8 protein-coding genes are annotated in these 13,331 nt (G+C 66.3%); 3 read left to right on the top strand and 5 right to left on the bottom strand.

Annotated features, from left to right (window positions below; genetic code table 11):
• Nucleotides 1-8: 8 nt before the first annotated feature.
• The 3 genes from VHN57_RS04035 to VHN57_RS04025 are packed head-to-tail and all read right to left on the bottom strand — an operon-like array spanning nt 9 to nt 6,089.
• A complete protein-coding gene (locus VHN57_RS04035) occupies nt 9-1,826 on the bottom strand; it encodes a response regulator (RefSeq protein ID WP_278986670.1) in 1,818 nt (605 codons plus the stop codon).
• Nucleotides 1,816-2,691: a CheR family methyltransferase gene (locus VHN57_RS04030; protein WP_099231441.1), complete on the bottom strand. Its 876-nt coding sequence runs from the start codon at nt 2,689-2,691 to the stop codon at nt 1,816-1,818. The genes VHN57_RS04035 and VHN57_RS04030 overlap by 11 nt, the downstream gene beginning before the upstream one ends.
• Nucleotides 2,676-6,089, bottom strand: a complete 3,414-nt coding sequence (locus VHN57_RS04025) for a response regulator (protein WP_278986667.1) — start codon at nt 6,087-6,089, stop codon at nt 2,676-2,678. Before VHN57_RS04025 ends, VHN57_RS04030 begins: the two co-directional genes overlap by 16 nt.
• 205 nt (nt 6,090-6,294) lie before the next feature.
• Here VHN57_RS04025 and VHN57_RS04020 point away from each other — a divergent pair, with 205 nt between their 5' ends.
• Nucleotides 6,295-7,908 carry an FAD-dependent oxidoreductase gene (locus VHN57_RS04020; protein WP_423282850.1) on the top strand — a complete coding sequence of 538 codons (1,614 nt, stop codon included), beginning with the start codon at nt 6,295-6,297 and terminating at the stop codon, nt 7,906-7,908.
• Nucleotides 7,909-7,911: 3 nt separating this feature from the next.
• Nucleotides 7,912-8,595, top strand: coding sequence for a DUF6624 domain-containing protein (locus VHN57_RS04015; RefSeq protein WP_278987977.1), 684 nt, complete (start codon nt 7,912-7,914; stop codon nt 8,593-8,595).
• A 9-nt stretch (nt 8,596-8,604) separates the two neighbouring features.
• On the opposite strand, the gene VHN57_RS04010 is transcribed toward VHN57_RS04015, so the two are convergent.
• Nucleotides 8,605-9,069 carry a MarR family winged helix-turn-helix transcriptional regulator gene (locus VHN57_RS04010; RefSeq protein ID WP_278987975.1) on the bottom strand — a complete coding sequence of 155 codons (465 nt, stop codon included), beginning with the start codon at nt 9,067-9,069 and terminating at the stop codon, nt 8,605-8,607.
• Nucleotides 9,070-9,197: 128 nt separating this feature from the next.
• Between VHN57_RS04010 and VHN57_RS04005 the strand changes: the two genes are divergently transcribed.
• Entirely contained in the window at nt 9,198-9,626 is a 429-nt protein-coding gene (locus VHN57_RS04005; protein WP_278987973.1) for an organic hydroperoxide resistance protein, read from the top strand.
• Nucleotides 9,627-9,684: 58 nt separating this feature from the next.
• Here the strand turns inward: VHN57_RS04005 and putA are convergent, their stop codons facing one another.
• The gene (putA, locus tag VHN57_RS04000) at nt 9,685-13,293 is read right to left on the bottom strand and encodes a trifunctional transcriptional regulator/proline dehydrogenase/L-glutamate gamma-semialdehyde dehydrogenase (RefSeq protein WP_423282847.1); all 3,609 of its coding nucleotides are present in this window, start codon (nt 13,291-13,293) and stop codon (nt 9,685-9,687) included.
• Between the last annotated feature and the right edge of the window lie 38 nt (nt 13,294-13,331).

Here is a 13,331-nt window from a genome sequence, read left to right as displayed (position 1 = left end):
AGAGCCTATCACCTCTGGGTTGCCGGCACCGCCAATTTGGCAATCGCGTCGATCAGGTCGGCTACCTTGAAGGGCTTTTCGATCACCGGCACCGCATCGAACGCCTCGGGCAGATGATCGCGCCCATAGCCGCTGACGAACAGGAAGGGCATGGCCCGGTCCGCCAGGACGCGCGCAACCTGCTCCACGCCCTCACCCTGGAGATTGCCGTCAAGCAGCACCAAATCGCACTCCGCCTGATCGATCAGGGCCAGCGCATCGGCCACGGTCGCAGCCTGCCCGACGATATGGCCGCCCGCATCCTCCAGCGTCGCGGCCAGTTCGAAGGCGACCAGCGGCTCATCCTCGATCAGCAGGAGGCGGCGGCCGCCCAGATGCGCCTTGCCGTCACTGCCACTGGCGCTCGCGCCCTGTTCGCGGGGCACCGGACGCGCCTTCTTGCGCAGGCGCGGGCTGGAGGCATAGGGCAGCGTCAGCGTCCATCCCATGCCATCAGGGCCGTAATGGGGCTGGGCACTGCCGCCGTCGGAACGCAGGCTGCGCTCGATCAGCGCGGTGCCGAAACCGCGACGGCTGGGCGGCGCAACCGGTGGGCCGCCGCGTTCGCGCCAATCCAGAACCAGTTGGTCATTGGTCAGACGCCATTCCAGCTCGACACGGCCGGCCGGCGCCGACAGCGCTCCATATTTATGGGCGTTCGTCACCAGTTCGTGCAGCACCAGCGCCAGGTGCAGCGCCGGTTCGGGCCGCAGGTCGACCTCCGGCCCGTTCCAATGGAAGCGTTCTCCGTCGATCGCGCCGATCGTCACCTGCCCCTCGATCAGATCGCCCAGCCGCGCGGCCTGCCAGGTTTCGCCGCTCAGCAGCGAATGGGCGCTGGCCAGCGCATGGATGCGACCGATGAAGGTCGGGGCGAAATCGGACGGGCCGGACGAATGGCGCAAGGTCTGGGTGGCGATCGCCTGGACCGACGCCAGCGTGTTCTTCACCCGGTGGTTAAGTTCGCCGATCAGCAGCTTCTGCGTTGCTTCCGCCCGCTTGCGGTCGGTCACGTCGAGGATCTGCAGGCTGATCGAGAAGAGCCGGCCGGCGGCATCGCGCAGCGCCGAGCAATAGCATTCGCAATCGAGGGTCAGCCCCTCGGCCGTGTGGAAGCGCAGCAGGCGGTTGGTACGCGGCACGGTGCCGGCGATCATTTCGTCCATCAGGCCGGCAAAGTCGCCACGCTGGCTGTCGTCCAGCCATTTGAGTTCGGACGCGCCAAAACCCGCCACCTCTGCCGCACGCCAGCCGAACAGCCGCTCCGCTCCCTTGGACCAGGCGACGACATGGCGCTGGGCGTCGATTTCGACGATCGCCAACGGGCTGTTGTCGCCATGGGCCTGGATGCGGGCCAGGGCCGCAGCATGGCTGTCACGTTCCCGCGCCAGTTCCTGCCGCTGCTGGAACAGTTCGACGAACAAGGCGACCTTGTGCCGCAGGATATGGGGGTCGACCGGCTTGAACAGATAGTCGATCGCACCGCTTTCATAGCCGCGAAACTGGCGTCGCTCGTCGGTCGCAACTGCGGTCAGGAAGATGATCGGCACACGCCGGGTCCGTTCCGTGCCGCGCATCAGTTCGGCCAGCTCGAACCCGTCCATGCCCGGCATCTGCACGTCGAGCAGCGCCAGCGCGACATCCTCCACCAGCAGCAGTTCGAGCGCCTGCATGCCCGACCGCGCCTTGATGAGGGTCACGCCCTCGTCCGCCAGCAGCGCTTCGAGCGCGGTCAGATTTTCCTCGACATCGTCGACCGCCAGGATCTTGGTGGGTTCAGGCTGCATGGTCGAGCGCCTTCAGATCCTGAAGGTTGCGGCGATAGATTTTCTCGCCCTCGTCGAAATCGGCAAAGCCATCGGAATAACGCGAGAAGCGCAGCGTTTCCTTCGAGCCCAGCCCGAGGAAGCCGCCGCGGACCAGCGATTCCCCGAACAGGCCGAGCGCGCGGTCCTGCAATTCGCGATCGAAATAGATGAGCACATTACGGCTGGACACCAGCTGTACCTCCCCGAAGACCTGGTCGCTCGCCAGATTATGTTGTGCAAAGACCGCGCGGCGACGCAGCGTCTTGTCGAAGACGGCAGCGCCATAGGCGGCAGTATAATAATCGGACAGCGAGGCCTTCCCGCCCGCAAGCCGATGATTTTCGCTGAATTGCGGCAGGCGATCGATCGCGTAGATGCCCGCTTCCGCCTTTTCGAGCGCGGCCGGACTGATGTCGGTGCAGTAGAAGATCGTGCGATCCTCCAGCCCTTCCTCGCGGAACAGGATCGCGAGCGAGTAGAATTCCTCGCCATTGGCGCAGCCGGCGATCCATATCTTGAGCGAGGGATAGGTCTTGAGATGCGGCACGACCTGTTCACGCAATGCCCGGAAATAGGCGGGATCACGGAACATCTCGCTCACCTGGATGGTGAGGAAGCCCATCAGGTCGGCGAACACGGCAGGATCGCGCAGCAGCAGATGCTGAAGCTGGGACAGGCTGTCGCAGCCATGCTGATGCTGGGCACGGGCCAGCCGGCGATGCAGCGATCCGCGCGAATAGCCGCGAAAGTCGTAATGATAATGGCGGAAGATCGCTTCGAGTAGCAGGTCAAGCTCCAGCTCGTCCCGCGGCCCGAAATGCTCCTCCATCAGCGCGGCATCCATACACGCACCAGGCTGAGCAGCTTGTCGACGTCGAGTGGCTTGGCGAGATAGTCGTTGGCACCGGCGGCCAGGCATTCCTGCTGGTCCTGCGCCATCGCCTTGGCCGTGAGCGCGATGATCGGCAGGCCCACGCCCCAGCCCTGCTTGCGGATTTCGCGCATCGCAGTCAGCCCGTCCATTTCGGGCATCATCACGTCCATCAGCACAAGATCGACCTTGGGCGCATCGGCGCGCGCAGCCTCTTCGAGCGCGACAAGCGCCTCGCGGCCATTGCGTGCGATACGGACATGAACCCCATGGGGTTCGAAAATGCTCGTGAGGGCATAAACGTTCCGTATATCGTCCTCGACAACCAGAATATTTTTGCCTTCCAGCGCCTCGTCGCGGCTGAGCGAACGAGCGATCAGCTGCTGCTGGGGTTCGGGCAGTTCCGACACCACCTGATGCAGGAACAGCGTCACTTCATCGAGCAGCCGTTCGGGCGACTTGGCGCCCTTGACGATGATCGACTTGGAATAGCGGCGCAGGCGCAGTTCCTCCTCCGCGCCAAGGTCGCGGCCGGTGTAGACGATGACCGGCGGGAAGCCGACGCTGTCGTCCGCGCTCAACCGTTCGAGCAGGTCGAAACCGGACGCGTCGGGCAGGTTGAGATCGAGCACCATGCAGTCGAAGGTCTCGCGGCCCAGCATCTCGAAACATTGGGCGGCCGAATGGGCCTCCAGCGTCTCCACCTCGCGTGAGGCGAGCAGCAGCTTGATGCTCTCGGCCTGCTGGGCGTCATCCTCGACCACCAGAACCCGGCGCATGCGCTGGGCCATGCGCGCTTCGAGCCCTTCGAGCATGTCGATCAGCGCGTCACGCTTCACCGGCTTGAACAGATAGCCGATCGCGCCGCTGGCCAGCGCCGCCTGACTGTCATCATCGACCGACACGACATGGACCGGGATGTGGCGGGTGCGCATGTCGCGCTTGATCCGGTCGAGCACCGACAGGCCGGTATGGTCGGGCAGGTTCATGTCGAGGATCACGGCATGGGGCAGATATTGCCGGGCCATCAGCGCGCCTTCGTCGGCGGTGCCGGCGATCAGGCACTGGAAGCCCTGTTCATGCGCGATGTCGCACAGGATGCGGGCAAAGACCGGATCATCCTCTACGATCAGGATCAGGCGCGAATCCCCGGACAGGGTTTCGCGATCATCCTGGGTATCGACCAGGCTGGCGACACGCTGGCGCGCGGGCGCCACCGGCTGGGGCCGCGGCGCTTCGGCCAGGCTGATCGAAGGCAGATGACTGAGCGCGGGATCGAAGCGATCGGGCAGCAGCAGCGAGAAGGCACTGCCCTCACCCGGCTGGCTTTCGACGCGCAGTTCGCCGCCGAGCAGCCGCGCCAGTTCGCGCGAGATGGAGAGGCCAAGGCCGGTGCCGCCATATTTGCGGCTGATCGTGCCATCGGCCTGGCGGAAAGGTTCGAAGATCAGCTTCTGCTGTGCTTCCGCAATACCGACGCCGCTGTCCTGCACGGTGAAGGCCACCCGGCCATCCGCATGCCGGCCGACGGTCAGCGCGACCTCGCCCCGATCGGTGAACTTGATCGCATTGGACAGGAAATTCTTCAGCACCTGCTCGACGCGCTGCGGATCGGTTTCGATCTCGACCGGATCGGCGCCGGCGGCGAGGCGGAAGGACAGGCCCTTGGCCTGGGCCGAAGGCGCGAAGATCGCCTGCAGCTTGTCCAGCATCGGCGCGATCCGCACCGAACGCGGCTGCAATTCCAGCTTGCCCGCCTCGATCTTGGAAATGTCGAGAATGTCGTTGATCAGGGTCAGCAGATCATTGCCCGACGTCTCGATCGTTTCGGCATGGCGCACCTGATCAGCGCTGAGATTGCCGGCACGATTTTCCGCCAGCAGGCGTGCCATGATGAGCAGCGAGTTGAGCGGCGTGCGCAGCTCATGGCTCATATTGGCGAGGAATTCGGACTTGTAGCGGCTGGCCTGATCCAGCTCGGCGGCCTGTTGCTGGAGCGACAGCTGGGCGCGGGCGAGATCGTCGCGCTGCGCCTGCATATGGCGGGCCTGCTCCTCCAGCTGGACATTGGTCTGTTCCAGTTCGCTCTGCTGCGCCTCCAGGCGGGAGGCGGAGTCCTGAAGCTGGCGGCTCTGGGTTTCCAGCTCGTCATTATTGGCGCGCAGTTCCTCGCCCTGGGCCTGCAATTCCTCGGCCTGGCGCTGGGTTTCCTCCAGCGCGTCCTGCAGCCGGGCGCGGAAACGGGCCGAGCGCAGCGCGATGCCCATGCCGGCGCTTGCTTCCTCCAGCAGTTCGAGCACGCGGTCGTCGACCGGATCGAAGGCGCCCAGTTCGAGCACCGCATTGACGACGCCGTCGGTCACGGTCGGCACGATCAGCAGATGGCGGGGACGATCGCGGCCAAAGGCCGAGCCGATCGTCAGATAATGATCGGGTACATCATGCAGCAGTTGCGCCCGCCCTTCGGCCGCGACCTGACCCAGCAGGCCTTCCTTGGCGACGAAGCGCTGCGGCAAGTCGGCATCGGCCGGCACGCCGAGCGTCGCGACGCGGTTGAACTGGCCTTCCTCCCCCTTGAACAGCGCCCCGCCCTGGAAACCGAGATAGCGCGCGAGGAAGGCGAGGATCGCCTCCCCCAGCTGCTCGACGCTCTGGTCGCCGCGCATCGCGTCGGCCAACCCCAGATGTCCTGCTTGCAACCAGGCCTGGCGCGCACGCGCCTTGCTGTTGCGGCGCACCAGCAGATAGACGGCGATGGTCAGCACCACGCCCAGAAGGCCGGTGACAAGGCCCGACATGATCGCGGTCTGCGAGGCCGAAGCCATGTCGGCGAGGCGGATTTCCCGCAGTCGCAATTCCTCACGGGCCATCGTGTCGAGCTGGGCCCGGACGGCGTCCATTTCCTGCTTGCCGCGGCCCGTGTTGACGATCGTCAGCGCCTGGATGATGCTCTGGTTGCGCCGTGCCTCGATCGTTTCCCTGAGTTCGGCAAACTTGGCATCGACATGACGCCGCAGGCGGGCGAGATTATTCTGCTGGGTCGGGTTGTCGCGGGTCAGCCTGGCCAGCGCATCGAGCCGGCCGGGCATGGTCGCCACCGCATTCTCATAAGGCTCCAGATAGCCGCGGTCGCTCGTCAGCAGATAGCCGCGCTGGCCGGTCTCGGCATCCTGCGCGGTCGAAAGCAGTTCGTCGAGCGCGATCAGCACATTATGGGTATGGCGGATCGCCCGGTCGCTCTCGCCCAGGCCCTGAATATTGAGATAGGCGACAGCGCCGCTTACCAGGAAGAAGGCAATCCCGAGGAACAGGCCCAGCGCCGCCCATGCATCCGTGCGCCCGCTGACGGAGCCAAATTTCGCCTTGCCCATTATCATCCTGTTGTCGTTGCCGTGACGGAGGTGCCGACTAAGGGGCATTTCCGCACGAAAGCAAGCGCCACCTTGCGCCGGAGCGCCAGGGCTGATCGAGATCAACCTATTGATGCGCCTGATCGCATCCCGAGCGCCCGCGACCATTGCGCACAGGCTGCACCATCGCCATCATCGCGCGACACGGAGTGGCGGGAGGCCGGGGATGGAGACGATCGGGCGCGATCTGCGGGAGATGCAGCGTGTGCCGCTGACGGCCGAGCATGTCGCGGCGCTGCGCGCCGAAGGCAGCGAGGCCATCTATCCCGCCGGCACCTATATCGTCCGGCCCGGCGACCCGGTCGACCGCTTCATCTATGTCGAGGATGGCGAGATCGAGGTGGTCAATCCGTTCGGCGAGGAACGGCATGTCCCCTCCACCATCGGCCCGACCCAGTTCATGGGCGAGATATCCTTCCTGAGCGGCAGCAGCTGGTCGATCCCGATGCGGGCGGCGCGTGACACCCGCGTGCTGGAAGTGCCGCGCCCGGCGATGCTGCGGCTGATGGCGGCGATTCCGGAAATGTCGGACATCATCATCACCGTGCTGGCGGCGCGGCGCCGGCGGCAGCTCGACATGGGCGACAGCACATTGGTGCTGATCGGCGAGGATGAGGATCGGGCGGTGCGCTGCATCGCCGAATTCGCCAGCCGCAACCGCCTGCCCTACACATCCCATGCGCTGGGCAGCGACGATGCCCGGCGGGTGGCGGCCAGTTGCGGGGCGCAGGCGGACCAGCCTGCCGTGATCTTCGGTCGCGACAATGTCGTTGCCGATCCCACGCCCGAGAAGGTCGCCCGGCTGTTCGGCCTCGATCGCGGCTTTACCGAGAATGAGACGGTCGACCTGCTGATCGTGGGCGGTGGGCCGGCCGGCGTGGCGGCCGCCGTCTATGCCGGGGCCGAAGGGCTCAATGCGCTGGTGGTGGAGGATATCGCGATCGGTGGCCAGGCCGGCACGTCGAGCCGGATCGAAAATTATATGGGCTTTCCCACCGGCATTTCGGGCGCCGATCTGGTCTGGCGCGGCGAGGTGCAGGCGATGAAATTCGGCACCCGTTTCCTGATGCCCCGCCGGGTGACGGCGCTGGAGGAAACCGGCGACGGCCATTATTGCGGCGTCTTCGACAATGGCCAGCGCATCTGCGCCCGCGCGGTGCTGGTCGCGACCGGCGTGGAATATCGCCGCCTGCCGATCGCGCGGCTCGCCGATCTGGAGGGGGCCGGCATCTATTATGCCGCGACCGAGAATGAGGCCCGCTATTGCCGCCAGGCCGAAGCCGTCGTGGTCGGCGGCGGCAACAGCGCCGGCCAGGCGGCGATGTTCCTCAGCCGCAGCGCGCGCCATGTCCATCTGCTGGTGCGCGGGCCTTCGCTCGCCTTGTCGATGTCCAGTTACCTGTCCAGCCGGCTGGAGGCCGACCCGGCGATCACCATCCATTATGACACCGAAATTGGCAGTCTGCATGGCGATGCGCAGCTCGATGCGGTGACCATCCGTCACGCCGACGGCAGCGCGCGCGAGATCGCCTGCTGCGCCCTGTTCATCATGGTCGGCGCGGCGCCCAATACCGGCTGGCTGTCGGGACTGGTGGCGCTGGACGACAAGGGGTTCGTGCTGACCGGCGATGCGGTCGAGGCCCCCTCCCCCTATGAAACCTCCCGCGCCGGCATCTTCGCGGTCGGCGACGTGCGCGCCGGATCGGTGAAGCGCGTCGCTTCGGCCGTGGGCGAAGGATCGGTCGTGATCTCGCGCATCTGGAGTCATGTGAATGGGTGAAGCATGAAGGCAGCGCTTCTTTTCCTGCAGGCCGCCACCGGCGCCGTCGCCCCGGCCCCGACGATGGACGCCATGCGCCAGCAGGTGACCGATGCCTATCGCCAGGAGGAGGCGCGACAGGCCGCATTGCCACCGGCGAAGGACGACGCCGAGAAGATCATCCGGCTGGGCACGCTGGATCAGGTCGGTCGCATCGCCATGATGAAACTGGACTGGTCGTCGGTGCCCGCCGACCAGCAACCGAAATGGCGCGGAGCCATATTGGCCGAGATCAGTCGCCATGACAGGCTGAATCAGGAACGGCTGAAAACGATGATCCCGAAAGAAGGATGGTTCCGGATCAGCGTCTACGGCAAGGAAGCGGCCCGCGCCGCCTTCCTGATCGTCCAGCATGCCGTCGACGATCCGGCGCTGATGCGCGGGACACTGAACCGGATGGAGGCCTTGCTGCCGGACGGCGAGGCCGAGGGCCAGGCCTATGCGATGCTCTATGATCGGGTGGCGATGACATTCGACAAGAAGCCGCAGCGCTATGGCACCCAGGTCAATTGTGTCGACGGCCGATGGCAGCCGACCGACCTGGAAGCCCCCGATGCGGTGAATACGCGCCGCCAGGCGATCGGCATGTCACAGACCATCGAGCAATATCTGGCGATGTTCGATAACGCCCAGTGTCCGAGGGCATAGCGCGCCCGGTCAGGCCGCGCGCTGCAGCTTCTCCCGCAGCGTTACCAGCGACTGGTTGAGCGCAGCGATTTCCTCGATCGAGATGCCGACGGCCTCCATCAGTTCGGCCGGGACGCAGGTTGACACGTCCTGCGCCACCGACTGACCCTGCTGCGTCAGGCGCACGCGGACCACTCGTTCGTCGGTGATGTCGCGCTGGCGGGTGACGAGGCCCGACGCCTCCAGCCGCTTGATCAGCGGGGTCAGCGTATTGGATTCGAGGAAGAGCTGACCGCCCAGTTCGCCGACCGTCTGATCGTCGCGCCGGGCCAGCGCCACCATCACCAGATATTGGGGATAGGTGAGGCTGTAGCGATCGAGCAGCGGCTTGTAGAGCCGGTTGAAGGCGAGCCCGGTCGAATAGACGCCGAAGCAGAGAAAATCATCGAGCGCGCCGCGCGCGGCATCTTGGGTAGTCATGGCGGGGGTGGTCATGGCGATGCTCCTTGCCCGGAAATATAAATCGCACGCGATATGATCGCAAGGGTTGACGACTCACATCGGCAGGCACATATATATCGCACACGATTTAATCGTAGATGATTAAATGAAAGGACCGATCGATGAGCAGCAAGATCCTCTATTCCACCAGCGCCACCGCAACCGGCGGCCGTGACGGCAAGGCCGCAACCACCGACGGCAGCTTCGCGGTGACGCTGGGCACGCCCAAGGAACTGGGCGGCAATGGCCAGGGCAATAATCCCGAACAGCTGTTCGCGTCGGGCTATGCCGCCTGCTTCCTGGGCGCGATGAAGTTCGCCGCCAGCCAGGACAAGGACCTGCCCCGCGTGCCCGCCGACGCCAGCGTCACCGCCACGGTCGGCATCGGCCCGCGCAGCGACAAGGGCTTTGGCCTGGACGTCGCGCTGGAAATCAGCCTGCCGGGCGTCGACAAGGGTGCTGCCGAGGCGCTGGTCACCGAAGCGGACACGATCTGCCCCTATTCGCACGCCACGCGCGGCAATATCGAGGTGCGCCTGAGCGTCGCCTGACGCGCGGCAATCCGGCACAAAGAAAAAGGGCGGCCTTTGCGGGCCGCCCTTTTCATTATCAGCCGATCATCATCAGGCTGGCATTGCCGCCCGCGGCGGTCGTGTTGATGGAGGTCGATACCTCCTCCAGCAGCCAGTCGAGATGCCAGGCGCGCTCGTCGCCGGGCGCGGCGGCATGGACGGTGACGATCGGCCCGTCCAGTTCGGCCACCGCCTGGGTTGCGGCGAGGATCTGGTCGGCATCCCCCTCCACCAGCATCGCGGCAAAGGGCGCGTCGGGCTGGGCGAGGAAATGAGCGGCGACGCTGGCGGGCAGGCCCTGCGGCAGCGGCGCCCCTTCGATCACAGCGCGATTGCCGGTTGCCAGCACGGCGGCCATCTGGGCCAGCAGGCCGCGCCGCGTGCCGGGACGCAGCAGCAGCAGGCCGCGCGGATGCAGCGCATAGAGGTTGGTCTCGCCGACCGGGCCGGGCAGCGCCAGTTCGACGCCGAGCGCCGACGCATCGCCATAATGGCGCGCGACCGCCGCCGCCTCATGATCGTCCTGCGCCTCCAGCCAGCTGACGAAATCATGGATCGGCGAAGCGAGATAGCCGACCCGCTCGGCAAAGACCGGCGCGGTGCGGGTCAGGCGGCCGAGATAGAGCGGCCCGCCCGCCTTGGGTCCGGTGCCCGACAGGCCGCGCCCGCCGAACGGCTGAACCCCGACGATCGCGCCGATGACGTTGCGGTTCACATAGATATTGCCGGCCTTCACCCGCGCGGTGACGCGCGCCACCGTCTCGTCGAGACGAGTGTGCAGGCCGAAGGTCAGGCCATAGCCGGTGGCGTTGATCGCATCGACCAGCGCATCCATCCGCTCGCGGCGGAAACGGATGACGTGCAGCACCGGGCCGAATATCTCGCGGGTGAGGTCGGCGATGCTGTCGAGTTCGATGATGGTCGGCGCGACGAAGGTGCCGTGCGCCGCCTCCTCGGGCAGTTCCTGCTGCTCGACCTTCCGGCCGAGCGCGCGCATCGCGGCGATATGCTGTTCGATTCCCGCCTTCGCCTCGGCCGTGATGACCGGGCCGGTGTCGACCGCGAGCCGATCGGTGCGGCCGATGCGCAATTCCCTGAGCGCGCCCTTCAGCATGGTAAGGGTGCGATCGGCGACGTCCTCCTGCAGGCACAATATGCGCAGTGCCGAGCAGCGCTGGCCGGCGCTGTCGAAGGCGGAGGCGATGACGTCGGCCACCACCTGTTCCGCCAGCGCCGAACTGTCGACGATCATCGCATTCTGGCCGCCGGTCTCGGCGATCAGCGGGATCGGCTTGCCGGCGGGCGAGAGGCGGGTGGCGAGCTGGCGCTGGATCAGCCGGGCGACCTCGGTCGAGCCGGTGAACATGACGCCTGCCGTTTCCGGCGCAGCGACCAGCGCGGCGCCGATCCGGCCGTCGCCGGGCAGCAGTTGCAGCGCATCGCCGGGCACGCCGGCTTCATGCAGCAGGCGCACGGCTTCGGCCGCGATCAGCGGGGTTTCCTCGGCGGGCTTGGCCAGCACCGGATTGCCGGCGACCAGTGCCGCCGCGACCTGTCCGGTGAAGATGGCGAGCGGGAAGTTCCACGGGCTGATGCAGACAATCGGCCCCAGCGGCGCCTGATCCGGGCCGAAGGTGCCGCGTGCCTGCGCCGCATAATAGCGCAGGAAGTCGATCGCCTCGCGCACTTCGGCGATGGCGTTGGGCAGCGACTTGCCCGCTTCGCGCATGATGAGGCCGAGCAGCACCGGCATCCGGTCCTGCATCGCGTCGGCCGCCCGCTCCAGCAGGACGGCACGATCGGCGACGGCCGTGTTGGGCCAGCAGGCGTTGGCGGCGCGGATCGCGGCGGCACGGGCGTGGTCGGCGCTCGCTTCCCAGACGGTGCCGACAATGTCGCGATGGTCGGCGGGGTTGCAGACCGGGCGGGCTTCCCCTTCCCCGCCCTCGGGCGCGGCGGTCCAGGCGATGGTGGCGCTATGCTGCAGCGCCTGCGTCAACGCGGCGAGCGCGCCTTCATCGCTGAGGTCGATGCCATCGGAATTGCGGCGATCGGGATAGAGACCGGCGGGCGCGGCGATCTGGTCATGCCGGGCGCCGGGATGCGGCATGGCGCGAACGATCTCGACCGGGTCGGCGATCATCTCCTCGATCGAGACATCGGGGTCGGCGATGCGGTTGACGAAGCTGCTGTTCGCACCATTTTCCAGCAGGCGGCGGACGAGATAGGCGAGCAAGGTCTCATGCGTGCCGACCGGCGCATAGATGCGGCACGGGCGGTCCAGCTTGTCCTTGCCGACGACCTGTTCATAGAGCGGCTCGCCCATGCCGTGCAGGCACTGGAACTCATATTTGCCGATCGCGAAGTCCGGCCCGGCCATCTGGTAGATGGTGGCGAGCGTCTGGGCATTATGGGTCGCGAATTGCGGGAAGACGGCGTCGGGCGCGGCCAGCAGCTTTTTCGCGCAGGCGACATAGGCGACGTCGGTATGGACCTTGCGGGTATAGACCGGAAAATCGGCGAGGCCATCGACCTGCGCGCGCTTGATCTCCGCATCCCAATAGGCGCCCTTGACCAGACGCACCATCATCCGGCGATCGGCGCGACGGGCGAGATCGATGATCCAGTCGATGACGAAGGGGCAGCGCTTGCCATAGCCCTGGACGACGAATCCCAGGCCATCCCAGCCGGCAAGGTCGGGATCGAGCGCCAGGCTTTCGAGCAGGTCGAGCGAGAGTTCGAGGCGATCCGCTTCCTCCGCGTCGATGTTGAGGCCGATGTCGTAGCGCTTCGACAGCTGCGCGAGTTGCTTAACCGCCGGCAGCAATTCGCCCATCACCCGGTCGGCCTGCGCCCGGACATAGCGCGGATGGAGCGCCGACAGCTTGATCGAGATGCCGGGGCCAGCATAGATGCCGCGACCGGCCGACGCCTTGCCGATGGCGTGGATCGCCTTTTCATAATCGGCATAATAGCGTGCGGCGTCGGCGGCGGTGGTCGCCGCCTCGCCCAACATGTCATAGCTGTAGGCGAAGCCCTTGGCCTCCAGTTCCTTGGCGCGCTTGACCGCTTCCTTGATCGTCTCGCCAGTGACGAACTGTTCGCCCATCATCCGCATGGCGAGATCGACGCCGCGCCGGATCACCGGTTCGCCAGCGCGGGCGACCAGGCGAGCGAGCGCCGCCGCCAGGCCGCGATCGTCGACGCTGCCGACCAGCTTGCCGGTGACGACCAGGCCCCAGGTCGCGGCGTTGACGAACAAAGACTTGCCGCCGCCCAGATGCGAACTCCAGTCGCCGTCGGCGATCTTGTCGCGAATGAGGGCGTCGCGCGTGTCGTTGTCGGGAATGCGCAGCAGCGCTTCGGCAAGGCACATCAGCGCCACGCCCTCCTGACTGGAGAGCGAATATTCCTGGACCAGCCCTTCGACCCCGGTGCCCTTGTGATTGGCGCGCAGGGTAGTGACCAGATGGCGCGCCGTGTCCGCCACGGCGGCGCGAGTGGCGTCGGGCAGGGTCGCCGCGTCGAGCAGCGGGGCAAGGCACTCGGCCTCGTCCCGGCGATAGGCGGCGGTGATCGCCCGGCGCAGCGGCGACTGGTCGCGGATGGCGGGGGCGAAGGCGGCAAAGGGATGCTGGTCGGTCATGCGACCAGAATATCCGATCGGCGCATTTCATTCCGTCT

The organism is Sphingobium salicis subsp. salicis (assembly GCF_049472635.1).
GTDB lineage: Bacteria > Pseudomonadota > Alphaproteobacteria > Sphingomonadales > Sphingomonadaceae > Sphingobium > Sphingobium yanoikuyae_A.
Note: the sequence above shows the minus strand (reverse complement) of the source record. Positions and strands in the feature narration are given on the sequence as shown.